This window comes from Paraburkholderia kururiensis JCM 10599 = LMG 19447 (assembly GCF_003986935.1).
Classification (GTDB): Bacteria; Pseudomonadota; Gammaproteobacteria; order Burkholderiales; family Burkholderiaceae; genus Paraburkholderia; species Paraburkholderia kururiensis.
Genome location: NZ_RJZE01000032.1, coordinates 20,198 through 42,628 on the forward strand (window position 1 = coordinate 20,198; position 22,431 = coordinate 42,628).

The 22,431-nt window shown below is 60.6% G+C and carries 34 protein-coding genes and 3 pseudogenes; 29 read left to right on the top strand and 8 right to left on the bottom strand.

Features of this window, described 5'->3' with window-relative positions; all coding sequences use genetic code 11:
* Positions 1-15 precede the first annotated feature (15 nt).
* The 23 genes from PKKP23_RS29590 to PKKP23_RS29690 all read left to right on the top strand — a co-directional run bounded on the left by PKKP23_RS29590 (position 16) and on the right by PKKP23_RS29690 (position 8,930).
* Positions 16-219: a hypothetical protein gene (locus tag PKKP23_RS29590; protein WP_126879490.1), complete on the top strand. Its 204-nt coding sequence runs from the start codon at positions 16-18 to the stop codon at positions 217-219.
* A 46-nt stretch (positions 220-265) separates the two neighbouring features.
* Positions 266-685 carry a DUF2513 domain-containing protein gene (locus tag PKKP23_RS29595; RefSeq protein WP_126879491.1) on the top strand — a complete coding sequence of 140 codons (420 nt, stop codon included), beginning with the start codon at positions 266-268 and terminating at the stop codon, positions 683-685.
* A gap of 46 nt (positions 686-731) precedes the next feature.
* Entirely contained in the window at positions 732-1,064 is a 333-nt protein-coding gene (locus PKKP23_RS29600; RefSeq protein WP_126879492.1) for a hypothetical protein, read from the top strand.
* Positions 1,065-1,379: 315 nt separating this feature from the next.
* Entirely contained in the window at positions 1,380-2,162 is a 783-nt protein-coding gene (locus tag PKKP23_RS29605; protein ID WP_126879493.1) for a DUF5677 domain-containing protein, read from the top strand.
* A 19-nt stretch (positions 2,163-2,181) separates the two neighbouring features.
* Positions 2,182-2,424, top strand: coding sequence for a hypothetical protein (locus tag PKKP23_RS29610; protein ID WP_126879494.1), 243 nt, complete (start codon positions 2,182-2,184; stop codon positions 2,422-2,424).
* A gap of 166 nt (positions 2,425-2,590) precedes the next feature.
* Positions 2,591-3,010: a hypothetical protein gene (locus PKKP23_RS29615; RefSeq protein ID WP_126879495.1), complete on the top strand. Its 420-nt coding sequence runs from the start codon at positions 2,591-2,593 to the stop codon at positions 3,008-3,010.
* A gap of 12 nt (positions 3,011-3,022) precedes the next feature.
* Complete coding sequence (locus PKKP23_RS33830) at positions 3,023-3,193, top strand: hypothetical protein (protein WP_161978159.1); 171 nt, start codon at positions 3,023-3,025, stop codon at positions 3,191-3,193.
* Positions 3,194-3,215: 22 nt separating this feature from the next.
* Positions 3,216-3,518 carry a hypothetical protein gene (locus PKKP23_RS29620; RefSeq protein WP_126879496.1) on the top strand — a complete coding sequence of 101 codons (303 nt, stop codon included), beginning with the start codon at positions 3,216-3,218 and terminating at the stop codon, positions 3,516-3,518.
* 10 nt (positions 3,519-3,528) lie between these two features.
* A complete protein-coding gene (locus PKKP23_RS29625; protein ID WP_126879497.1) occupies positions 3,529-3,786 on the top strand; it encodes a hypothetical protein in 258 nt (85 codons plus the stop codon).
* A gap of 11 nt (positions 3,787-3,797) precedes the next feature.
* Entirely contained in the window at positions 3,798-4,070 is a 273-nt protein-coding gene (locus PKKP23_RS29630) for a hypothetical protein (protein ID WP_126879498.1), read from the top strand.
* 42 nt (positions 4,071-4,112) lie between these two features.
* Positions 4,113-4,406, top strand: coding sequence for an H-NS histone family protein (locus PKKP23_RS29635; RefSeq protein ID WP_126879499.1), 294 nt, complete (start codon positions 4,113-4,115; stop codon positions 4,404-4,406).
* A gap of 21 nt (positions 4,407-4,427) precedes the next feature.
* Entirely contained in the window at positions 4,428-4,928 is a 501-nt protein-coding gene (locus PKKP23_RS29640; RefSeq protein WP_126879500.1) for a hypothetical protein, read from the top strand.
* Positions 4,929-4,944: 16 nt separating this feature from the next.
* Positions 4,945-5,229, top strand: a complete 285-nt coding sequence (locus PKKP23_RS29645) for a hypothetical protein (RefSeq protein ID WP_126879501.1) — start codon at positions 4,945-4,947, stop codon at positions 5,227-5,229.
* 21 nt (positions 5,230-5,250) lie between these two features.
* Positions 5,251-5,568 carry a hypothetical protein gene (locus PKKP23_RS29650; protein ID WP_126879502.1) on the top strand — a complete coding sequence of 106 codons (318 nt, stop codon included), beginning with the start codon at positions 5,251-5,253 and terminating at the stop codon, positions 5,566-5,568.
* A gap of 20 nt (positions 5,569-5,588) precedes the next feature.
* Positions 5,589-5,768, top strand: coding sequence for a hypothetical protein (locus PKKP23_RS29655; RefSeq protein ID WP_126879503.1), 180 nt, complete (start codon positions 5,589-5,591; stop codon positions 5,766-5,768).
* A gap of 8 nt (positions 5,769-5,776) precedes the next feature.
* Complete coding sequence (locus tag PKKP23_RS29660; RefSeq protein WP_126879504.1) at positions 5,777-5,992, top strand: hypothetical protein; 216 nt, start codon at positions 5,777-5,779, stop codon at positions 5,990-5,992.
* Positions 5,993-5,999: 7 nt separating this feature from the next.
* Positions 6,000-6,218 carry a hypothetical protein gene (locus tag PKKP23_RS29665; RefSeq protein ID WP_126879505.1) on the top strand — a complete coding sequence of 73 codons (219 nt, stop codon included), beginning with the start codon at positions 6,000-6,002 and terminating at the stop codon, positions 6,216-6,218.
* 697 nt (positions 6,219-6,915) lie between these two features.
* A complete protein-coding gene (locus PKKP23_RS29670; RefSeq protein ID WP_126879506.1) occupies positions 6,916-7,284 on the top strand; it encodes a helix-turn-helix domain-containing protein in 369 nt (122 codons plus the stop codon).
* An 89-nt stretch (positions 7,285-7,373) separates the two neighbouring features.
* Positions 7,374-7,727: a GNAT family N-acetyltransferase gene (locus tag PKKP23_RS29675; protein WP_161978160.1), complete on the top strand. Its 354-nt coding sequence runs from the start codon at positions 7,374-7,376 to the stop codon at positions 7,725-7,727.
* Positions 7,728-7,905: 178 nt separating this feature from the next.
* Complete coding sequence (locus PKKP23_RS33835; RefSeq protein WP_161978161.1) at positions 7,906-8,052, top strand: hypothetical protein; 147 nt, start codon at positions 7,906-7,908, stop codon at positions 8,050-8,052.
* 14 nt (positions 8,053-8,066) lie between these two features.
* Complete coding sequence (locus tag PKKP23_RS29680) at positions 8,067-8,399, top strand: hypothetical protein (protein ID WP_126879508.1); 333 nt, start codon at positions 8,067-8,069, stop codon at positions 8,397-8,399.
* A 21-nt stretch (positions 8,400-8,420) separates the two neighbouring features.
* Positions 8,421-8,633, top strand: coding sequence for a hypothetical protein (locus tag PKKP23_RS29685; protein WP_126879509.1), 213 nt, complete (start codon positions 8,421-8,423; stop codon positions 8,631-8,633).
* A gap of 12 nt (positions 8,634-8,645) precedes the next feature.
* A complete protein-coding gene (locus tag PKKP23_RS29690; RefSeq protein ID WP_126879510.1) occupies positions 8,646-8,930 on the top strand; it encodes a hypothetical protein in 285 nt (94 codons plus the stop codon).
* A gap of 110 nt (positions 8,931-9,040) precedes the next feature.
* Here PKKP23_RS29690 and PKKP23_RS29695 read toward each other — a convergent pair whose 3' ends face one another.
* The 7 genes and pseudogenes from PKKP23_RS29695 to PKKP23_RS34660 form a co-directional block, all read right to left on the bottom strand.
* Complete coding sequence (locus PKKP23_RS29695; protein WP_126879511.1) at positions 9,041-9,838, bottom strand: hypothetical protein; 798 nt, start codon at positions 9,836-9,838, stop codon at positions 9,041-9,043.
* A 117-nt stretch (positions 9,839-9,955) separates the two neighbouring features.
* Positions 9,956-11,542 (bottom strand): IS66 family transposase, encoded by a 1,587-nt coding sequence (tnpC, locus tag PKKP23_RS29700; RefSeq protein ID WP_126879512.1) that lies wholly within the window; start codon positions 11,540-11,542, stop codon positions 9,956-9,958.
* A 52-nt stretch (positions 11,543-11,594) separates the two neighbouring features.
* Positions 11,595-11,936 (bottom strand): IS66 family insertion sequence element accessory protein TnpB, encoded by a 342-nt coding sequence (gene tnpB, locus PKKP23_RS29705; RefSeq protein ID WP_126879513.1) that lies wholly within the window; start codon positions 11,934-11,936, stop codon positions 11,595-11,597.
* Positions 11,933-12,349, bottom strand: a complete 417-nt coding sequence (tnpA, locus tag PKKP23_RS29710; protein ID WP_126879514.1) for an IS66-like element accessory protein TnpA — start codon at positions 12,347-12,349, stop codon at positions 11,933-11,935. The genes tnpB and tnpA overlap by 4 nt, the downstream gene beginning before the upstream one ends.
* A gap of 80 nt (positions 12,350-12,429) precedes the next feature.
* A pseudogene (locus PKKP23_RS29715) lies at positions 12,430-13,374 on the bottom strand (IS30 family transposase); the annotation flags it as partial.
* A gap of 93 nt (positions 13,375-13,467) precedes the next feature.
* Positions 13,468-13,997 (bottom strand): annotated as a pseudogene (locus tag PKKP23_RS29720) (IS110 family RNA-guided transposase); the annotation flags it as partial.
* A pseudogene (locus PKKP23_RS34660) lies at positions 13,963-14,453 on the bottom strand (transposase); the annotation flags it as partial. The pseudogenes PKKP23_RS29720 and PKKP23_RS34660, both read right to left, overlap by 35 nt.
* Before the next feature lie 13 nt (positions 14,454-14,466).
* On the opposite strand from PKKP23_RS34660, the gene PKKP23_RS29730 reads away from it, so the two are divergent.
* From PKKP23_RS29730 to PKKP23_RS29755, 6 genes are all read left to right on the top strand, one after another.
* Positions 14,467-15,126: an HAD family hydrolase gene (locus PKKP23_RS29730; RefSeq protein WP_240659184.1), complete on the top strand. Its 660-nt coding sequence runs from the start codon at positions 14,467-14,469 to the stop codon at positions 15,124-15,126.
* 356 nt (positions 15,127-15,482) lie between these two features.
* Entirely contained in the window at positions 15,483-16,646 is a 1,164-nt protein-coding gene (locus PKKP23_RS29735; protein ID WP_017773339.1) for an ABC transporter permease, read from the top strand.
* Positions 16,643-17,392, top strand: a complete 750-nt coding sequence (locus PKKP23_RS29740) for an ABC transporter ATP-binding protein (protein WP_017773340.1) — start codon at positions 16,643-16,645, stop codon at positions 17,390-17,392. Before PKKP23_RS29735 ends, PKKP23_RS29740 begins: the two co-directional genes overlap by 4 nt.
* Positions 17,389-18,363: an efflux RND transporter periplasmic adaptor subunit gene (locus tag PKKP23_RS29745; protein ID WP_126879516.1), complete on the top strand. Its 975-nt coding sequence runs from the start codon at positions 17,389-17,391 to the stop codon at positions 18,361-18,363. The genes PKKP23_RS29740 and PKKP23_RS29745 overlap by 4 nt, the downstream gene beginning before the upstream one ends.
* A complete protein-coding gene (locus tag PKKP23_RS29750; protein WP_126879517.1) occupies positions 18,360-19,778 on the top strand; it encodes an efflux transporter outer membrane subunit in 1,419 nt (472 codons plus the stop codon). Before PKKP23_RS29745 ends, PKKP23_RS29750 begins: the two co-directional genes overlap by 4 nt.
* Positions 19,779-19,905: 127 nt before the next feature.
* A complete protein-coding gene (locus tag PKKP23_RS29755) occupies positions 19,906-20,451 on the top strand; it encodes a flavin reductase family protein (protein WP_017773343.1) in 546 nt (181 codons plus the stop codon).
* Here PKKP23_RS29755 and PKKP23_RS29760 read toward each other — a convergent pair.
* Positions 20,448-22,268: a tetratricopeptide repeat protein gene (locus PKKP23_RS29760; RefSeq protein WP_126879518.1), complete on the bottom strand. Its 1,821-nt coding sequence runs from the start codon at positions 22,266-22,268 to the stop codon at positions 20,448-20,450. The genes PKKP23_RS29755 and PKKP23_RS29760 overlap by 4 nt on opposite strands.
* Between the last annotated feature and the right edge of the window lie 163 nt (positions 22,269-22,431).

The window sequence follows — 22,431 nt, forward strand, 5'->3', positions numbered from 1 at the left end:
CAAGGAAAGCAGATTGTGAAACGTATAGACGCTCAAGGTCACGCGCAGCATGCCATCGCGAGAATTCGAAAGCATCACGCGGTGCAGAAGGGGCCAGCTAACCCTAATGATCCTGCCTCTGTGGCGGAGCACCAGAAGGAACTGCGCGACGCGGACATGGATATCGTCCACGCCAAACTGAGCATCAATGATGACGATCCGGACGGCCGCCAGGAATAGACAAGAAAATTAGCTGGTGCCGCCGGCGCTGGAACGGGAGAGGAATATGAAGCGAGATTGGGATTTGCTACGCAAGCAGTTGACCGACATAGAATCAGGCCATGATGTACTCACGGACATTCCGGACGCGCCGAAATGGACAGATGATTTGACGTGGGAAGCTTACGATCAAATCGCCAAAGAGCACAGGTCCCTCGAAGAGCGTCTTGCGGGACACTTGGAGTTGCTCATCGACAATGGCTATGTCGATGGGCTCCAGGTCCTTCGCGGTGCCGACGGGCACTTTTCTTACGGTAGGTCTGCGCCGCGGCTCACAATGGCCGGCCACGATCTCCTAGATACCATGCGGTCTGGCACGATCTGGGAATCCATCAAGCAAACCGCTAAGACCAAAGGCATTGAACTAACGTTTGACGCGATTAAGGCGCTTGCTGGATACGCTTTGAAGCACTCGTTGGGCACATAGAAAAATGCCGGCTCGGCCGGCCTCAAAGGGAAGAGGGAAACTGGCAATGCATAGGTATTTGGATTTCCAGGCGGCGTCGCGCGACCTGGCTGTTGGTGTCGAGTTCGACGACTTGCCGTCGTTTCATCAAGGGAAAGTCGTCTCTGACCTGATGACGCGGCTGTTCGATCAGCTAGACGAATTCGGGCGTCGCGCGACGGTTCATGAGTGGGAGTACTTCGGCTATGCCACGACGCTCCTGATGCAAAACGAGCCAAAAGAGGCGTTGGATCGGCTTCGGGAAGTGTGCGTGAAACAAGAGGTCGATTATCCAGGCGGCGGCCACACCGACCAACTGCGGCAAGCGTTGAACTGCGCAATAGACGTTCGCCGAAACTGAACGGGAAATGAATCGGCGCGAGCGTTCTTAACCGGCCGGATGCCGGACTAGATGGAGAATGGATATGGCAACGCGCGGACTGTACGTGCAAAGGCTTGAATCAGGGGCGATTCATGGCGTTCAGGTGAGAGACGATGTGGGAACGGAGTGGACCGTCGAACCCGGCGTGTACATCAACCGGGGCTATGAGCCGCCGATTGACACGCTCCCTGACCTCAAGGACTGCGACCAGAGGCGCACGGTCTAAATCGGAAAATTGATTCGCCGGCGGCGGCGGCCTTGGAAAACGCGTCGGGATATCGTAGGAGCGGGTGAATGACCTTTGAGACGGAAGGTTTCGCGGGGCGTAGTGCAGCCGCCCTGCAAGCTGAACAGCGTCAGCGTAACGGTGAATTGTTCGACTTCGCCGATAAATGCGCTCGACTTGCTTTAGAGATCGCCGGGCGACTTCGCGCCGTGAAGAATAGACGTCAGCTTGTCGCTGGCGCTTTTTTTGCGCGCTGCGTTACTCATTTTCAGGCGGCAATGTTGCTCGCGGAGTCCGGAATGACACTGGAATCTCTTGCGATGTCGCGTGGGCTCCTCGAGACGGTTTTCGTCATGCTTGCGATTGCTGAAGACGCGGTGTCGCCCGGCGAACTCGCTGCCCATGATTCTGCCTCCAGAGTGAAGCATGCGAATACTCTGCTGAACGCGAAGGACTACGGGAATGTTGAACCGTTCAAGGAAAAGCTACAGGACTTTAGTTCTTTGCACAAAGATTCAGCCACGATCGACATGCGGGAGTTTGCAAGGCGCGGTAAGGCACTAGCAGCCTACGACGGCTTGTACCGCCATTTGTCGCACCACGCAGCACACCCATCGCTTTCTGCCGTGGACGAATACTTCGAACGGCACGATGGTGGCAAGTTCAGTGTTCAACTGAAGCCTCTTTTCGCCAAGACTCCAGCAGCCGTCTTGAGTGCAGTAACAGGCATCCTGCTCGCATGCTTCGCGTGTGAAAAGTGTGGGCTTTCAATTGCGGACACAGACGTAAAGTTAGGTCAGACGTGGAGCGAGTGCGAGAAACTCGATCAGCGTTACAGGCCGTGGGCTTGATGCACGGGAAAACACAGCGATGGATGCCAAGACAATGATTGACGATGCGCGTCGCTATCGCGAGCAGGAAGCGCTTCTCGGCAAGGGCGGCGTCGTCGTGTTCTTCCAAGGTGAAGTTCAGGGCTGGGTGAATCAACTGCGCAACCCGGACCATTGGCAGCCCGGCTGCATCGCGGTCGATGAGCAAGGTCAAATGTGGACGACCATTGCGGGTAGCGAGCGTGCTGGCGCGCTCATGTGGCTCGCGCATCACGAACTGTAGGAAAACGATCATGTGGAAGGTTCAAATTTTGTCGTGGCTGTCGGGCGAGTGGGAAGACGCGGCGCTCGGCCTGTTTCATACCGAAAGCGCGGCGCTCGGTGCCGCAGAGTTGTGGCCGTCTTGAACACCACGAAAAGCGGGTAGTGCCCGCATAACGGAAAGCGGAATGACAACACAGGACACACGAAGCAACGACCGCGCAACTGTGGACCAGATGACGCAAGCGCGAGCGCAGTGCGGCAGCAACCCGTTCTTGTTGGCGGAACTGGAGGAGTTTTTGAGTCGCCAGCCGTCGCGCGCGCAGATGTATGATTTCATCGAGGATCTGCGCAACCCGAATCGCCAGAAGGAACGTTTCGAGGCGAACATTTCGCGGCTTTGCAAGCTAGTCGGGATCGAAGAACCCACACCTGGTGAAAAGCTGCTTGCTCTGCAAATCGGCCTTCAACAAGAGCAGAACGCCACTTTGGCGCTAATCGCCAGTCGTCTTGGTTCTCAGAAGAATGGGGCCGATTCTGGACAGAGCCCGTCAGTCTTTGGGCCGCTGTTGACCGGCGCGTTGCTCGGCGCAGTGATTTCACATTGAGGTCGGAACACCATGAAAACGATCTTCGCGATTTTGAGCCTTACGGCGTGCGCTGCAACGGGCGTTGCTCTGGCCGCGCTCGCGATCTCTCGTGCGGAACCGGCTGTCGCTCTGCTTGCGTTTGTCACCCTGCCCGGCGTCGTTCAATCGGCTCGATTGGTTGTGCCGATTGCGAGCGCTTGAGCCAACGGAAAACGGAGCACACATGTCGGCAGACGATTTCGCTGATGCGGTCGACCTCGCGATTGCGAAGCTCCGCCGGATGCCAGAGCCAGAAGCAGACTCTAATATGGCGTGGGCGCTCGCTGGATCGATCACTGATCTGTCCGCTTTGTTGGGCATTCTTGAAAGCGGTAAGGTCGGTCCGAGATTGCGTGAGGCGAAAGAGCAGGCACGGCTGAGCTTGACTGCCCTGATCCTCTTAGCCGATGGCGGCGATACCCAAAAGATAATCGACGAGTTGAAGCAGGCTTTCATTGACGCGAATTGCCCTCTAGAAGAATGGTAGGAAAACTGCGATGAAGAAGCAAATCTTCGGCCGAAAGGTCGGCTCCGCAAAGGACATGGTTCTCTTGATCGAGAGCGATGGAGTTTCGACAGGCGGGAAGTCGGTCGATCCTGGCGTCCTTGACGAATTCGCCGTCGCGAGTGCACACCGTAGCGTGGAAGCGCTCCGTCAGAACAACATTGAGGGTTACGTTCAGTTCGAAGGCGACCCGACCCGGTACGAATTCACGCCCGAAGCGGATTTTGTGTACCCCGCGCGCGTCCACTAGGAAAACGACAGATGAACCTCGATATCGACGGTGGCGGCAGGATCGCGTTCAACGCTCCCCAGCAACGCTGGATTGACCCGAACGGTGGCGACGGGAGCGTGATGCAAACGGCGCGATTCGGCGGGCAAGAAATGATGGCGATCACCGATGACGCCGGAGCATTCGATCTGCACTTCCTGCACTTCAAAACGGGCGGGTTCCCGTCGATTGAAGCGGCGAAGCAAGCGGCCCCGGAGTTCGCGCGCCGCGTCTTTGCTCGCTTGTCCGCGATCATCGCGGACTAAACGAAAAACGTGGGCCGAGTATTTCAACGACCGGAGATGTGAGTGGCAAGCTACCGTGAACTGCTAAAGCAACGCGAGGCTTTAGAAAGACAAATCGAGGAAGCGCAGGAACAGGAAATCGCTGCCGCGATCGAGAAGGTTCAGGCAATCATTAGCGAATACTCGCTGACGCCCGAACAGGTTTTCGCTCGAACTAGAGGCAGGAGCAGTCCTAAGCCGGGGGCCAAGGCGCCGAAGTACCGCGATCCAGTTTCAGGTGCCACATGGAGCGGCATGGGCCGTGAACCTGGTTGGATCAAAGGGCAGCGCCGAGAGAAGTTCCTGATTCCGCGTTGACACCACGGAAACAGAGCCACCATGGGCGAGGCGAAACGGCGCGGCACCCACGAGCAACGTGTGGCGATCGCGATCCAGAAGTATGCTCAAGCAACCGATCCCGTATCCATCACAAAGCTTCAAGTTGCAACTGTCCAACTCGACGCTGCAATACGGCTCTTTTTTGACGGGGATTATGTTTCATCGCTTACTCTCGCCGGGGCGGCCGAAGGAATCCTCGGTGCGCTGTCTCAAAGGGCCGGGCTGCCGAACGCTGTAGATTTCGTTGTCGATTTTTACCGGGGAAAAACCGAAGCTGAGACGGACAGCGAGCACCGGAAGTTCATCACGCACGTGTTGAACGACGCGCGAAACCAAGCGAAGCATGCTGGCGACCCTTCCGAGACCGACTTTGAAGTGGACCGGATTCAGCCAGTCTCGATGATTATGCGTGCGGTACCGATGGTAGTGCCGCTGGGCGGACCGCTCTCGGATGAGATGAAAGCGTTCGCTGAGTGGTTGAAGCAACATCCTGAGCTATAGGAAAACAGGCCCATTTATGAATCAACCGAAATTCGAGACTCGTTGGGCGCAGGAGCTTCACGCTCGCATCCAAACGATGACTGCGATTCAAAAGGCGCGAGGTGACACGGCACGGTGGCATCTAGAAGAACGCCGCCGTTTCTGGAAATCGACACTTCCGCTGATCGGGCTGGTGGTCGTTCTTCCCACAGCGTTGTATGCGGCCTTCACGATGCATTCTGGCGATGATCCTTCGTGGGGTATCAGCGGTGGCGTCCTTCTCGCGCTCATTTTGATATTTAAGACCTATCCGCGTGCCTGAGCTTCGGGACAAGCGAAAACAATGAAAGCGCTGCGACTGGCCACTGTTGCCTTGGTAATGAGCTTGTGCGGTGCCGTTTCGGCCGCAACGAACGAGCGTGGAGCAAACATCGGTTGGAAGGTCCGCCAGCCGACCCGCTTCATCGTCTCGGGCGTACTGCGCAAGGACGGCTCGACAGACGTAATCAAGCCGATCCACGGCATCGTGACGGCGGACGATAGCGCCAAGGCCATCGCGGCGTTTTCGAACACAGCGCGTCAGCAGTATCCTGGGTACGCGTTGATTGCAACGCTGGCGTCGCCGGTCCCGCAGGTAGGGACGTGCGAGAACAACATCTGACGCGGAAAACCGGAGCGACCATGTTTTCAACGGCGAAGAACGAACTGCGGGAGTTAGTGCGCTTGGTGGCTGAAACGGAGCGCTACGACGCTACGCTCGCGGCGAAGCTGGATATCGTGCCAACTGAAGCATCCCGCGATGAGCGGCATCGCAAGGAACAGCGAAAGATGGCCCTGCTCTGCAAGTACGAGTTGATCTAGGAAAACGCATGAAGCCAACCGGAAACGTGCTGCTTTGGACTGTCATACATGGTCATTCGGGCGAGACGCTTTTGGCCGAGGCTAATGATGATACCTACGACTGCTGGCACGACGAGCATCCAGACTACCGAAAGGTGTTCGGCATCAACGAGGTCAGCGCAAGCCTACGCGAGCGTTATGCGCGCCGCAAAGCCCGCGAAGTGTTTGTGGTGCAGGAGTGGTGAAAGGACCGTGAAGCTACATACCAGGCATATCCGTTATTTGATCCGCGCGATTGTCGTGCTGATCGTCTGCAACCTTGTCGCGTTGGTATGTGACAAGTGGGCATCAGAAGGGGCCGTGCTTGTCGCAAGCATTGGAATTGCCTTCGTTGCCCAACTGTTGCTTGTTGAGCCGATTTTCGAAGCATACATGCGCTGGAACACGCGCCGACTGATGCACGACCAATAGAACGGAAATCTATGGATACCAGAGAAACCATCGGCAATTACCCGCCTAATTGCCCGAAGTGTGGGGCTCGCTCAATAGCGCCGACACGTGCAGGCATGAGCGCAACGCCATACAAATGCACAGGCGCTGACTGTGGCCAGTTCTTCGGTCCTTTCATCGATGCAGCCGGAACGTTCTTTCTTGACGTGCGCGACGGCACGCTAGAACAGCATCTTGCCAACGGCGAGGTGAGGACATTCCCGCCGGCGAATGGAAAATCGGTTTCGCCGCTCATGGTCGAGTTGCACGCGTCGCGGCACACCGTGCCCCCCGCGACAACACGGGACGGCATGAGCGCACTTCGACGGCGTGGAGCGAGCGAGCCGCGTCAGCGGGCTGGCTCACGACTGCTGGCGTCGCTGCTGTCGCGGCAATGACGGGGAAAGGTGAGCATGAAGAATTTTGACCTTCAAGCCGCGCTCAATGGCGCCGCCCTGCGCTGCCGTGAACCTCGTTTCACCCCGGCCATTGAGCGGCCGGCTTCGCCAAACAGCCCATACGCACTCGTTGGAAGCGTTTCATGTAGCTCTGGGACTATGGTGATCTGCTGGTATGCCGATGGCCGCGCAGCGCGCCAGTCGACACGACTTTTTACGGATCACCCTGACTCGGACTTCGACCTGTTGCCGGCGGCGTAGCCTGCATTGGAAAGCGCATCGTGACTGAAGCCCCCTGGAGTTGGGTCCATGAGCCCGAAGCAAGCCGTCCGGTATCTAAAGGTGTGGGCCGGTACACCCGGCCGCTTGCAGGGCGCGATCAGGTAGTGATGACCGCTTTCGGGGCGGAGGTACGGAAGCTGCGCGGTGAGCGGGAGTTCTCCACGCGTCATCTTGCAGTGATCCTCGGCATGAGCCAGCCGGCCATTACGCAGATCGAAACGGGCAGGCGGGCGAATATCGATTTCCGTCTCGTGTGGGACTTTGCGGAGGCGCTGGGCGTATCGGCAGCGCATCTGGTGGCGGTGTGTGAGCGTGCTGTGGCGGTCGAAGAGTTGAAGCGATTTACCCGGAAGGGGCGAGCGAAATGAGCGTTGATGTGACGGAGCCGAGGCCCGAGCACGAAGCGGGTTGGCGCGTGCTGTGGAACCAGTATTGTGACGGTGCGATCGAGCCGCACGTGAGCGACGCAACGTGGGCTCGCCTGCTCGACCCGGTGTCTGCGATTGCCGGTCTGGTCGCCGTGAGCGCTGGCGAAGTCGTCGGCTTCACGAACTACGTAGTGCATGAAGGCACGTGGGAAACGAAACCGGTTTGCTACGTCGAGGACGTCTTCGTGAGCAAATTGCAGCGTGGGCGTGGCTCGCTGGTTGCGAGGGCGATGGCCGCCCAGTTGGTGCAACGCGTTTACAGTGGCGAGTGGTCGCGCCTGTGGGGAATCACCGCCGCTAACAATGTCGTTGCGCAACGGCTGTATTCGGGCTTTGCGCAGGGGCAACCGTATATACGGTATGTGATGCGAGGCGATGAATGATCGGGAAGATTGTTGCGGTTGCGATCCTGGGGGCCATTGTGTTCTGGGCTGCATGGATGGAATGGGGAAAGTTCAATGATTGTCGTGGCGCCGGGCACTCCACCGCCTTCTGTACCGCCCGCAGTGCTTTGTAAATCGGACGTTCAGGAACACACTGAAGCTAATCGGGCTTTGCGCAATGTCGGCAACTTTGGGCCTCGGGGCCGTTGCGTGCGCGGTGAAGAAGAACGATCCCGTTTTCGCGCTGCTCGCCTTCGCGACGCTTCTACCGTTTCAGGGATGCGTGCGCGAGTTGTACAAGCTCGCGCGAGCAGACCAGCTTTGACCACGGAAAACTGAATGAAGAGTCTTGCGTTGGCTGCCCTCGTTTGTTGCATTGTCTGTTACGAAGCCAGAGCGGCCCAAGATGTAGGTTCGGCAGTAGAGGCGAGCAGAGAGACTTTCGCGTGTGCGAGCCTTGATAACGCCAAGACCATCGCCGAGCGCTTGAACGCGGGCGATGATTCCCGGCGAACGAGCCTAGTGGCGAGCCATGCTTGTGTTTCAATTCCTGTAGGTGTTCCATGGCAGGTGCAGCGCATTGAAGGCGACTGGATTCAGATCGCAGTTCCTGGGATACCCGCCGCCGCAGAGTGGTCGCCGAGCAGCGCCTTCGTGGCGCACGTCAAGTAACGACAAGGAAAACTTGCAAAAATGGCGCACGAAGTCCTAGCCGACGGCGAGTATTGGGCGACGTGCCGGGAGCGCAACAAAATCTCAGCCGCGCTCAACGGCCATAGCGCAGTGTTTCCGCAAGCCCGCATGACCGTCTCAAAGGGCTGGGCGGTTTTCTACCGTGACGGGGAAGAGGTCTGGACGTGCAATGCGCGGTACGCGGCGGCGAACTTCAACATTCAGAAGGCGTAGAAAAACTCGAACATGCCGCTTGAAACAGTTCGACTCGATCGCGTGTTTGGCGTCGTGCAGACCTCGCAAAACCGCGAGCAGGTCACTCTGTTCGGGTTCGAAAGCGCAGACCGGAAGGCGTATTCGGTGGCCGCACCGGGCAAGCCCCGCATCGAGTCAGGAATGACGATCACCGCCTATCTTGCGGAAGCCGGCAACTGGCAGACCTTGATTGGCTGGCGTGACCATGAGAACGGCGTGATCGTGTGCAAGCCTGAAGGTCCGCCTAGCGTAAGCGCGCAATCAAGGCCGTCTTGACGGCGACGCGTTATGGTTGTTGGCAAGTCCCGGGACGTACAATCTGCGGCGGCAATACTGGCGACGCTCCGAAGCAATTTGCCAACACGGCGGTTTTGGCGAGTCGGCGCTCAAGGTCCTGACGCCGGTTTGGCCATACCAGAAAGTCTTCTGGCACTCAGGTCGATATCGTTGGCGCTCAGAAAGTCGTTCTTGGTATGCCACTTCACTGTGCCATCCGGAAGGCCGAAGATGAGATCATTGTCGTCGGGCATCACATCGGTATCAGGTGCTGTCGGGAACCCCTTTGTTCGCCATGCCAATGCAACAAGCGTCTTCTTTCCCGAGGGTGATACTCTGAACACGCGGATCCACGCCGGATGGTCACCCAGTGTCGACGTATCAACCGAGTCATCGTCCGACGCCGTCCGCGGCGCCCAGCCGATATCAATGATCTTGACAGCGTGCCCTGTCCGGTCCAACTCTTCCTGACGTTGAACCTGCTTCCCCAGTAGCCGGAAGCGGGACGCAGGGACATGGGATCCAGCCATGTAGTATTCCGCGATGACCCAGTCTCCCCCCGATGACACGATCGGCACATCCCGTCGCCGACCATAAGAATAAATTCTGGTCAGGTCGTGCAGTACTGATCGTGGAACCGTAACGCCTGGAAAGGAATAGCGCGCTGGCTTGAAGTCGCTCGCTTCTGCCCTGATCGAGTTTGCAGCGTTCATATCCAGACGCAACAGCCTCGGCGATAGAGTAATCGATATCAAGGCCTCGTCAGTCACTCTGGCGTACCAGGGGGGACTGGAAGACTCGATCGTCTTGATGACGGGCTCTTTATGCAATGTAGCGAACACACCGTGCGAGATCAGAACGCCAGCAATGGCACCCGCTGTGGCGAGGGATTTGGGTCGAATTTTCATCGTAATGTTAGATTTCCTTATCGGTTTGGAGCAAACATACTCGACGAGTTCCACAAACGGAGTAAGCACTCAAGCGAGTGCCGTAGGCAAGGTTGTTGGCGAAGGCGATGGAAGCGCTTACCGAATGGGTACTGCTTTTGCCGCCGCAGGCAGATGCGGCGCGACGTTCCATGGCAGTAGTTCGTCGATGCGGTTTGCCGGGTGGTCGGCAATGCGCTCGATGACGTAGTGCAGATACGCTTCGGAATCCATACCGTTCAGACGTGCCGAGCCGATGAGGCTGTACATCGCGGCAGCGCGTTCTCCACCAGAATCTGCGCCGGCGAACAAGAAGTTGCGGCGTCCAATAGCCACACCGCGAAGCGCGCGCTCCGCGATCAGGTTGTCTATTTCCGCACAGCCGTCAGAGCAGTAATAGACGAGTGACGCCCACCGATTGAGCGCATAGTTGATCGCCGCCGTCGTCTCGGACTTGGCCGACAGCGTCGTGAGCGTCGCTTCGAACCAGCGCTTTAGCTCGTCGAGCAACGGTAACGCCTGAGTCTGGCGCACACGCCTGCGTTCATCAAGCGGCTTGCCGCGGATCTGCTCCTCTATCGCGTAGATTGCCCCGATACGCCGCAGTGCTTCTTCAGTAAGCGCATTGCGGCGCCGTTCATGCAGTTCATAGATTTGACGACGCGCATGAGCCCAACAGGCAACTTCCTGGATGTGGCCACCCCGATACAGCTTCGCGTACCCACCGAACGCATCGGCCTGCAACAAGCCCTTGAAGTGCTTCAGATGCTCCTGGGGGTGTTCGCCGCCGCGATCCGGAGAGTAGGCAAACCAGACCGCTGGCGCTTCGATCGAGGCGCTGTTGCGATCATCGCGAACGTAAACCCAAAGACGTCCTGTCTTCGTGCGGCCATTGCCGGGCGCCAGCACCGGTAGCGGCGTGTCATCGCCGTGCACCTTGCCGCCGCCAAGCACGTAACGCCGGATGGCTTCGACCAGCGGGTTAAGCAGCCACGTGAGCGCTCCCAGCCAGTGTCCCATCGTGCCCGGCTCGATCCTGACGCCGTCGTGTGCGTACATGACCGATTGCCGGTAGAACGGAAGGTGGTAGACGAACTTCGATGCGACGATATGCGCAAGCAGTCCCGGGCCCGGAAGGCCTCGCTCGATGGGGCGGCTGGGCGCTGGAGCCTGCACGATGCAGTCGCAGCACGAGCAGGCGAGCCTCGGACGACGGTGGCGGATGACCCGGAAGTGCGCACGCACGTATTCGAGCTGCTCAGCAACGTCCTCGCCCAACGGCTTGAGCGTGCCGCCACATTGCGGACAGTCGGTCGCGGGCAGATGAATGCGCTCGTCGCGTTCGAGATGCGCAGGCAGCGGCTCGCGAACAGACGCTTCGCGAGGCGCCCGCGCTTTGCCGGGTGCCGCCGCGGCGGCAGCACCCTCGTCGGCCAGCAGGTCTTCGAGCTTCAGTTCGAGTTGCTCGATCTGGCGATCGAGCTTCTCGGACTTGCGGCCGAACTGCATGCGGCGCAGCTTCGCGATGGTGAGCTTCAGGTGCTCGATCTCAATGGCGCGCGACGAGAGTTGTTCCTGCAGTTCGGCAACCTGTGCGTCGCGTTTACGTACAATCTCATCGCGAGCGAACACCATCGCCTTCAGGGTGTCAATGTCGTCGGGAAGAGCTGTCGTGTGGTGGTCCATGAAGGCAGTTTACGGGCTTTTCGCCAATACCCGAATATCGCTTGACCATCGTTTACAAAGCGCTGCGTGGACGCGCTGCTTCGACTGGCTGACGCCAGTCGAAGCCTTTCAGCAGGAGCGAGAGCTGGGCAGTGGTGAGTGAGATAACGCCGGAGTCGGCACGTGGCCACGCGAAACGTCCTTTTTCAAGGCGTTTTGCAAACAGGCATAGCCCGCCATCGCACCAATAAATCGCCTTCAGTAGATTGCCGCGCTTACCTCTGAAGAGGAAGATGTTCCCGCCGTACGGGTCTTTCTCCAGCACGGTTTGCACTTTCGCGGCTAAAGAACCGAAGCCGCAGCGCATGTCGGTCACTCCCGCTGCAATCCAGATTCGAGTGTTCGGCGGAATCATTTCAGGCAGTCCCGCAGAAATCGCTCGGCCAGATCCATCGACAATCCGCAGATTCGAACGCGCCGTTTGCCTACTTCGATCTCCACTTCGCAACTGGCGGCTGCGCCGCCCGGTTGCCGCTCGGCTGCTGTCGGCGCAGGAGCATCGGTGATGTTCACGGGCAGGATCATCACATTGTCAGTGCTCTGCGCGACACTCGTCAGTGCTGGCACTGACTCTGCCGCCTTGGCCTGCGCATCAAGAAACCGCCGCCGCCACTTAAACACCATGTTGTCATTCAGACCATGCTCGCGCGCTATCTGCGCCACGCACGCTCCGGGCCGCAGCGTCATTTCAACAATCGACTGCCGGAACTCCGGCGCAAAATTCGGGCGCTTGCGCGCCGCAGTTACCACTTCGTCCAGCCTGTCCATTATCGCGTCCTCCAAATATTTGGTGGACGCTATGCTGGCTAACTCCCGTCACGCTTTCTAGACGGCCTTGCGTGAATGCTTACGGCAATGTCAGTGGCGACGGTGAAGCTTTTGTGGTTCGCCATCTCCGTTCCCCGATCCCATGTTAGCGATTTATAGAGTTCCTGCGGCAACTTGCAGGCATGTTTGATGAGCGCGTTGATCACCGTCTCGCTGTCCTTGCTGGCTATCTTCACGAGCATCACGTAGCGTGTCTGGCGCTCGACGAGCGTCGCAGTCTGGCTGTTCCCGCTTCCGCACAGCAGATCGCCTTCCCAGTGTCCCGGTACCGCGCGGTCTTCAACTGTGGCCGGACGTTCGCTGATCGATACCGTGTCGCGAATCCTGCCGTGATCATCTGTCTTCTGCGTGTGATGGCGCGAACGGCGCATTGCCCGGGTACGCCTCAAATGTTCCAGCAGTTCCTTCTTCAGGGCACCGCGTGCCTGGATGAAGAGGCTGCGATAGATGGTCTCGTGTGACACGTGGTAATCCTCGCTGCCCGGGTATGCGCGCTTGAGCCATCCGGCGATCTGCTGCGGTGACCACTCCAGCTGGAGTTTGTCTGCCACGATGCGTGCCAGCCTCCGGTGTTCAACCAGTTTACAGATTTTGGGCCGCTGCGCCCGATCCCAGGCAAGCTGGTCGGCACGGCTTGCCCGATAACCGTCCGGTCCACTGTTACGTTTGATCTCACGGCAGATGGTGGAGGGAGCCCGTGAAAGTCGACTCGCGATTGACTGGATTGAATCGCGAGCAACGAGCGCCCTCAATATCTCCTCGCGCTCCGCCAGCGTGAGCGCCAGCGGCGATCGATGTCGTTGTGCCGGCCGGATGCCGCCGGTTTCGGCAAGAATCCGCTGAAACGATGAATGGTTCCGGTCGAAGAGTTGGGCAATATGCTGAAGGGATTCACCCTTCTGCCAGCGCTCCCACATCAGCGCTTTCTGCGTCTCACTGTAATAGATCCGGCGTCGCTGTTTCATTCGCAACACTCCCACTGCTTGTGCAGCTTTTAGTGTGTTGCATCCACCGGTTGAATCCGCCGCAGAAAGCCGTCAGTTCGGCGCCATCGATACCAAAAGGGCCGGGATGGCTCCTTTGAAGCCTGCGCAGAACGCGCAACGATCAGGCCGCGCTCGGCTAGCAGTCCTCTGATCTGGTTGATGACCGCGGTACGCTGGCGTACCAGTATGGCGCGCATTCGATGCACGGCCTGGATGTCTTGTTGTTCGATCGATTTAACGGCAACAAAGCGCATTGACGGACGTGAGGCCGCTTCGGCGATTGCCTCCGCATCGTTGCGGTCGTTCTTATTTTTTTTCACGAACGGCGTCACATATTGAGGGCTTAACAGGCGAACCTCGATACCCATGCCGACAAAACGGCGTGCCCAATGATGGGCTGAACTGCAAGCCTCCATTGCTATGACTCGCGGGCGAAGCTTTTGACCTGTCTCGATCAATGCTCCACGCCCGACCTTGGAGCGATGCACCGCGCGGCCGCTGCGTTCAGCACCGTGAAGCTGGAAGACGTGCTTGGCAAGATCGATGCCGAGAATATCGATTTCCCCGACGCAGCAGGCGCGCCAGCATCCGCGCCCCGGCAAACGGAAACTCCATGTGCAATTCGTCGATCCGGCGCATCAGCAACTGATCCGCTTCGTTCACCGGCTGCGGCCGGTAATACACGCTCGATCTCGCCACGCCGACGAGACGGGCCTGCTGCGAAATCGGCAACGCGTGCTTACGGTCGATCATTTCTTTGCGCTCAGCAATCCCGCCTTGTCGAGCGCGCCGCTTAAAAAATCATTTTCCAGCGTCAGTTGCCCAATCTTTGCGTGCAGCGATTTCAGATCAACCGGCGGCTCGTTCGACGGCGCACCGCCGGCGCCGAATACGTCCGCTGCGCGCTCCTGCAATTGCCGTTTCCATTCCGTGATCTGGTTCGGGTGCACATCGAACTGCTGCGCCAATTCGGCCAGCGTCCGCTCGCCCTTAACAGCTGCGAGTGCCACTTTCGCTTTGAACGCCGCTGAGTGCGTCCTTCGGGTTCTCTTCGTCATTTCTCGGGTTCCTTTGCCTGCATTATCGCTGGCTCTGGCCCCGGCCGCTCCACTTATCTGGCTGTCCAAATTTTCGCGGCCACCTCTTACCACGTACATTCTCGACAAGATAGTCAAGACACTTGAGATCGTCGTTTTCCTCACACTGGGCCTCTGGCTCACCAAAGGCTTTGTGATTTCACCGCGGCTGATCGTGTTACTGCTGTTCGCCAATGACTTCGTTACGATGAGCATCGCAACCGACCGCGTTCTACCGGCAAGCCAGCCACAACGCTGGCGAGTCGGGCAACTGGTCGGCGCCGCGGGCGTGCTCGCAGCGGTTTCGCTTGCGTTCACGCTATCGCTGTATGGCGCGGCGCGCACAGAGTTCGGGCTGAATGCCGGGCAGATGCAAACGATGGTGTTCCTGCTGCTGGTATTCACCACGCAGGCCAACATCTACGTACTCCGCAACGACGGGCCCATGTGGGCGTTCGCTCCCGGTACGCTCATGGCGTGGGCCAGCGCCATCGACGTCGTCCTGGTGAGTGTGCTGGCCGTAACCGGAACGCTGATGACCGCAGTTCCACTGGAACTCGTCGGCGCCTTGATCTGTGCCGTTGCCGTGTTCGCTCTGCTCCTCGACCGAATCAAGAGCGTCGTGTTTTGGCGCTTTATGTTCGGCGGCGCCTAACCGACGCTTGCATTGCTCGAAGTGACACTGCCGGCGAATGTGAGCGCGTCGGCGGGTTGAGCCGGTAGGCGTGCCGGTACGTCCGCTTGCCAATGGTCTTCACGGCACGCCCGGCGAAAGCGATCTGCCGCTTCATTGCCGGTCGCCTCATCGTCGCGCTCATTCAATCCATTTCCTTATTTTTGAAATAACAATTACTTTCCGATTATTACGGATCCGAGACTGATTGGCTTGAATTGATACACGTCAATTCAAAGGAATATGCGAAGTCATATTCTCGCCACGACATTGCCCGGCATTTCATTGACGAAGCGCCGTGAGCAAAGGGCGTCACATGAATTGCGCGTGAGGTAGTCATGCTGGCAATTGCCTGGCGGATGCTAATCGGCGATCGGGCCAAATATTTCGGCATCGTCTTTTCGCTCGCCTTTACCACGCTGTTGATCACGCAACAGGCCGCAACCCTGGTTGCCGTTCTGCGGTCGACCACGACGTTCGTTGATCAGATTCAGGGCGTCGACATGTGGGTGACCGATCTTCATTCGGACTACGTCGACGACGTCAAGGCGATGGACGACATCGCCGTTTACCGGATGCGCAGCGTGTCGGGCGTGGCATGGGCCGTGCCGCTGTACAAGGGCAGCATCAGTGCACGGCTGCCGGATGGCCGCGCAGAGTCCGTGCAGTTGATCGGCGTGGACGATTCCACACTGATCGGTGCGCCGGGGCGAATGGTGTCGGGCTCGCTCGCCGACCTGCGCATGGCCGACAGCGTGTTCGTCGACGAAGACGGGGCACGCAATCGCCTCGCCTATTCAGCTTCAGGCGCGACTTCCAGCGGCGCACGCCGTCCGCTCAGAGTGGGCGACACGTTCGAACTCAACGATCACCGTGTGGTGGTGGCAGGCATCTACCGCGGCGAAAAGACGTTTGCCTCGACCCCGGTGGTCTACACCACGTATGAACGCGTCAAGACCTATGTGCCGAGCCAGAGAAAACTGCTGTCGTATGTCCTCGTCAAGCTCAGGCCGAATGCCGATGTCGCGCGCGTCAAGTCGCAGACGCGCGAAGGGCTGAAGCTGCTTGCCCGCACGAGCCGCGAATTCTCCAACGAGACGTTGCGCTGGTTCATCCTCAATACCAGCGTGATTCTCAACATGGGGCTCTCCGCGCTGATGACGTTTGCCATTGGAGGCGGCATCGCGGGAATGACCTTCTACAACTTTATGCTCGACAGCCAGAGGCACTTTGCCGTGCTGCGGGCAATCGGAGCCCAGGATGGGACGCTGATCGGGATGGTCGCGCTGCAGGCCCTGGGCGTGACGCTGCTGGGCTACGGTCTGGGCATTGGCGGCATAGCGACTTTCATCCTGCTCAACGTCAATTCCGATATCAACGTCCGTCTGACGTGGCCCGTGGTGGGCGCCGCCTGCGCGGTGGTCGTGCTGGTTGGAAGCACGGCCGGGTCGCTGGGGCTGCGTCGCGTGCTGCGCCTCGATCCCGGTGTGGTGTTCAAATGAATGCCGATCCGCAACGCGCCGCTTCCAGCGCCGGGTTCGCCGTCGTCTGTGAACAGCTCGCCAAGGCCTATCCGACACCCACGGGCAGCGTGCCCGCGTTGCGCGGCGTCGATCTTGCCGTGCGCACGCGCGAGGTGATGTTCCTCGTGGGACCGTCGGGCTGCGGAAAAACCACGCTGATCTCCATCGTGGCGGGTGTGCTGCGACGGGACGCGGGCCGATGCACGATCTTCGACGTAGACCCGGAGAGCTTGCCTTCCGCGCAAGCCACCGCGTTCCGGCGCGATCACATCGGCTTCGTGTTCCAGTCGTACAACCTGATCCCCTCGCTCAGCGTGCGGGACAACGTCAGCATCCCGCTTCTGCTCCAGCGGGCGAAGCCCAGGGATGCAGCGAAAACTGCGCAGCGTTCGCTGGAACTGGTCGGGCTAAGCGATCAGGCCGACAAGATGCCGTCTGAACTGTCGGGCGGGCAGCAGCAACGCGTCGCCATCGCCCGCGCGATCGTCCATTCGCCGCGCCTCATCGTCTGCGACGAGCCGACCAGTGCGCTCGATCACACAACGGGGCGAGACATCATGAAGCTGCTGCGCAGTCTGGTTCTCGAACGCGGGACAACGCTCATCGTCGTCACGCACGATCGGCGCATCTACGAATACGCCGATCGCATTGCGGAAATGGACGACGGCCGCATAACGGGTATCCGCGCTTCATCCTCTGTCATTGTTGAGGGCACCGCTCCGTGAGACTCCGTCTGACTCAGGCCATGTTGCCGCTGCTGGCCGCACTGGGTGTCGCCGTTGCCGCCACGGCGGTGATGACGGCACCGTCCTCGATCTCCGCGACCAAGCCGCTTTCGGAACCCGCGAGTGCGCCGTTCTCGAGCTACATCGGCGGCACGGGCAAACTCGAGCCGCCGGGCCAGGCGGTGGGCATCGGGGCGCCTGACGGCGGAATCGTCGTTGACGTGCCCATCGCGCCCGGCGATGAGATCAAGGCCGGCCAAACGCTGTTTCGTATCGACGACCGCGTCAAACGCGCCGATCGGGACCAGCGTAGCGCCGACGTCGAAACCGCCGTTGCGAACGTGCGCGAAGCCGACGCCAATCTGGGCGACTACCGGGCGCAGCTCAAACTGGCGGAATCGGTTTCCGATCCACGCGCGGTGAGCGCGGAAGATTTGTCGAAGCGCCGTTACGCGGTGCGTCTGTACGAAGCAAAGCTTGCATCGGCGCGGGCGCAACTGCTTTCGGCGCGTGCGCAGCTTGCGTATTCCGAAGCTTCGCTCGTCCGTCTCACCGTGAAGGCGCCTTTCGATGCGACCGTCCTTCAGGTCAACATCCGGCCGGGGGAATATGCGTCGGCCGCGGCCCTTTCCACGCCGCTCGTCATGCTGGGCCGCTCGGGCAAGCACCACGTGCGCGTGCAGATCGACCAGAACGATGCCTGGCGCTTCAAGCCGGGGGCGGCCGCCCGAGCCTACCTGCGGGGCAACGGCAACATCGGCACGGCATTGAAGTACATGTACAGCGAGCCTTATGTCGTCACGAAGACGTCGCTCACGGGCGACAGCACCGAGCGCGTGGATACGCGCGTCCTGGAAGTGGTCTACCAGATCGAGGACGACCAGTTCCCCGCGTATCTCGGGCAGCTCGTGGACGTCTTCATTCAGGCGCCGCCGCTCGACAGTGGCGCAGCTAGCGCGGTCCGGCCATGAGAGCGTTGGCGCTGCTGTGCGCGTCCCTGCTGGCTGCATGCACAGTCGGGCCCGACTATCACGCTATGCAGGCCGCCGCGCCGGCTGACTGGGCGGACAGGACGCCCACGAAGTCAGTCGCCACGGACCTGAAATTGTGGTGGACGCGATTCAACGATCCTCAGCTGAACCGCCTCGTGACTGACGCGATGCGCGCGAATGCGGACGTGCGCGAGGCGCAGGCGCGTTTGCGCGAGGCGCGGGCTTCGCTGGTCCAGACGCGATCGGGGCTGTATCCCGCAGTCGATGGCTCGGCCAGTGCCACCCGGTCACGCCAGAAGCTCTCGGGTTTCGGCGATAACGCGAGCCTCACGAGCAACACCTTTGAGGCTGGCTTCGATGCGAGCTTCGAACTTGACATCTTTGGAGCCCAGCGTCGTAGCGTCGAGTCGGCTGCGGCGAACGTGCAGGCCTACGCGGCCGATCTGGACGATACGATCCGTTCGCTGCTGGGGGACGTGGCGCGCTATTACGTCGAAGCGCGCGGGTATCAGGCTCGTCTCGTCATAGCGAAGGCGACGCTGGCCTCGCGCACCGACACCTGGCAGCTCACGCGTGCGAAGGCGCTGGCCGGTACCGGAACAGGGCTTGACGAAGTGCAGGCACGCGCCGAGATGGAAAGCGCGGGGGCGAGCATTGCGCCGCTCGAATACAGCTTCCGTGAATCGGTCAATCGCCTTGCGGTGCTCACCGGGGCGTCGTCGCAGGACGTTCTGGACCGCCTGCGCGAGGTCGCTCCCGTGCCGGCGCTTTCGTGGGCGATCGAACCGGACCCGCCCGTCGAGGTGCTGGCGAGACGGCCCGACGTGCGCGCCGCCGAGCGGCGCATTGCCGAGGCGACGGCCGACATCGGGGTATCGGAGGCGGACCGTTATCCGGCTGTTTCGCTCGCGGGGGCACTCGGCGTGAACTCGGAGAGCATACGGTCGATGGCCGCTCGTTCATCGGCAACATGGTCGTTCGGTCCGACGTTGAGCGTGCCGGTCTTCGACGCCCACAAGCGTGCCGCCAAGGTGCGCGAGAAAGAGGCGGTCAGGGACGAGAAAGTTGCGGCCTGGCAGGCAACGGTGCGAAGCGCGATTGAAGAAACCGAGAACGCGCTCGTTGCGCTGGACCGCGAGAAGGCGCACAACGACGCGCTCAAGAAAACGGTTGCGGCCTACAAGAGCGCGTTCGACGTCTCGCAGGCGCAATACATGGCCGGTCTCACCACTTTCCTGAGTGTGCTGGAGGCCGACCGGTCGCTCGCTTCGCAGCGGGACAGTCTCGCGCAGAGCGACGTCAGCCTCGCGATGGACGCCATCGCGCTCTACAAGGCGCTTGGCGGCGGCTGGGAAGACGGCGAGCGCACCGCGGCGCTCGCGCCTCGCGACTGATACAGAACACCGCACCGACCGGCGACGTGGTTGCATCGACCGCCGCTGCGCTCAAGAGACGTCTCGTGACTTCCGCTGCGTGAAGATCCGGCCGACGATGGGCCCGATCAACACGGAGCGTTCAGCCATGACAGAGCCGCTTGCCGCAATCGAACCTGCCTCCTTTCGCCGCGTATTGGGGCAGTTCGCAACGGGCGTCACCATCATCACGACACGGAGCCCCGACGGGGCTCCGGTCGGCATCACCGCCAACAGCTTCAGCTCCGTTTCGCTCGATCCACCGCTCGTGCTGTGGAGCCTCGCGCGCAGTTCGTCGTCGTATGCGGCGTTCGCATCGGCGCGCTATTGGGCGATTCACATTCTTGCGCAGGAGCAGGAGCCGCTTTCGGGCCGATTCGCGAGCCGGGGAATCGACCGGTTCGCCGGTGTTCAAACCCGGCACGGCCTGGGCGACATACCGCTGATCGAGGGATGCGTGGGCTGGCTGCAATGCGAGCGCGCCGTTCAGTACGACGGCGGCGACCATGCCATCTTTCTCGGCGAGGTCCGCTCGTTCACGCAACGGCAGGACGCGGCGCCCCTCGTCTTTCACGGCGGGCAATACAGGCGGCTTGCCACGGCCGATGATCCGGCCCGGCCGTTACGCGAGACGGGCGGCGCGCTTGCCGTCTAACTGTCCGCCCGGCAGGCGGTCAGGCCGAGCCGGGCGAGCAGGCTTGCGAAGCGCGGGTCGGCCCGCAGCGGATCGAATTGCGGCGCGGTGCGAAGCAGCAGCTCCGGCGCAGTCGGTGCGCCGAGTGCGGCGTCCAGATGCTCGAACGCTGCGTTGTGCTCGCCAAGGCCGAGATGGATCTGCGCCTTGGCCATCAGCACACGGCCCGGATCGTCGTCCCGGCTGTCGAGTTCATCGAGAATCGCGCGTGCCTTCGGCCCATTTCCCGTCTTGCCATACGCATAGCCCATTTTTCCGAGGCCGAACGCGCTGCGGCCATCCAGCTGGCTGATTTCCTCGAACCGTCCCAAGGCCTGCGAGATACGTCCGTCCCACAGCATGGCGTCGGCGAGCAGCACGTGGGCAGGCTGAAAGTCGCTGTCCAGTGCGACGGCCCGGCGCGCCAGCTCCATTGCTTCGCCGTAGCGGCGGCTATTCATCAAGACCGCGGCGAGAGACCCCGTTACGGTTGCCGACAACGGATGCAAGTCGCGCGCTTCCCGCATGTTGTCGAGCGCTTCGCCCAGCTTGCCGGTTTGCAGGTGAAGCAGGCCGAGACACATGCGCGCGCCGCTATCGTCGGGAGCGAGGCGGATGGCGCGATCCAGCGCATCTTGGGCAGCCACCCAGTCGCAGACGAAGAGCGAAGCCATTCCCAGCGCGACGAGTCCACGCGTTCCGCTGCGAGGCGCCGTGGCGGCGGCCATGGCCGAACGTTTCAGGCGCGGCATGAGGTCCGCGCTCGAACCCGGCACGATCGAGACGAAGGCCGCGAGGAGGTTGGCCATGCTCGCGTGCATGGCGGCTTCGTGCGGGTTGCGCTGCAAGCGGCCTTCGAGCCAGCCGATGCCGCGGCGCAAGACATCGACCACCGATGGCGAGCCGCCGGTGCCGAAGCGAAGCAACTGCCGCAGGTCGGAACCGGAGCAGACGTTTTCCACGAACGCTTCAGCCAGCGGCGTCTGCCAGACCCTTTCGCTTTTCGCGAGTTCGGTGACGAGCGCCGCCGCCGTGTCTTCCACGCGTGGAAGACCGTCGTTCCAGTCCTGTTCGATCGCGTGAGCCCAGACCTGGCAACCGCTTGTCGTCTCCACCAGTTGCACGAGCACGCGTATGCGAGCACCTGAACGGCGCACGCTGCCCTCCATGATCCAGTCGACGTCGAGCCGCTGTACGGTCTCGCCGATGGAAGCCGCCGTAGCCGGCATGGCGCGGCACAACGAGCGCGCGAGCACTTCGATGCGCGGCAAACGCGCGAGGGCATGGCTCGTTTCGTCGGCGAGGCTCGCGGCGAAGTGGCCGATGTCGGGCGCGTCGTCCGTTACGGCAAAGGGCAGGACGGCGAGCCGCGCAATGCGCTGCGGTGGCAGGTCGGCGAAGGCGAGGGCAGGTGTGGCGGTCGCGACGCGATACGCCGCCGTCGCGAACGAGCGCTTCGCCAGTTCGATACGGACAGGGTTGTGCGCGCCTTCGGTCTGGTAATAAAGGGTAAGGCGCGAGCGCAAACGCCACGCCTCGGTTCGCACGACCGTTTCGATGCGCGGATCGAAATTCGTGCCGCGGTCGAAGACCTCGATACCGATCGTGTATTCCTTGAGGCGGTCGCCGCGCCCTTGCAGCGTCTCGTTGACAAGATAGTCGAGCAGCGCGCGCATGCGGCCCGACGTGGCGAAGCAGTGGCTCTTCAGCACGCGAGCCAGTTCGTCGCGAACGTCCTGTTCGTCGGGCGTGTTCCCCTCAGCGGGGTGAGAACGAATGATCGCGCCGCTGCTTTCCACCTCGATGTTCCCGCCAATCCGTGAGTCCGGATTCCGATGCTAGAGGGTCCGCCCTCTGCGGCCCAGCCGGGAAAACACCACGTTCGCCCCGTGCGTCATTACGACGTATTGCGCGACGTCGCCGTTGAGACGTCGCGCTTAGACGTGTTGTGACTTCATCTGC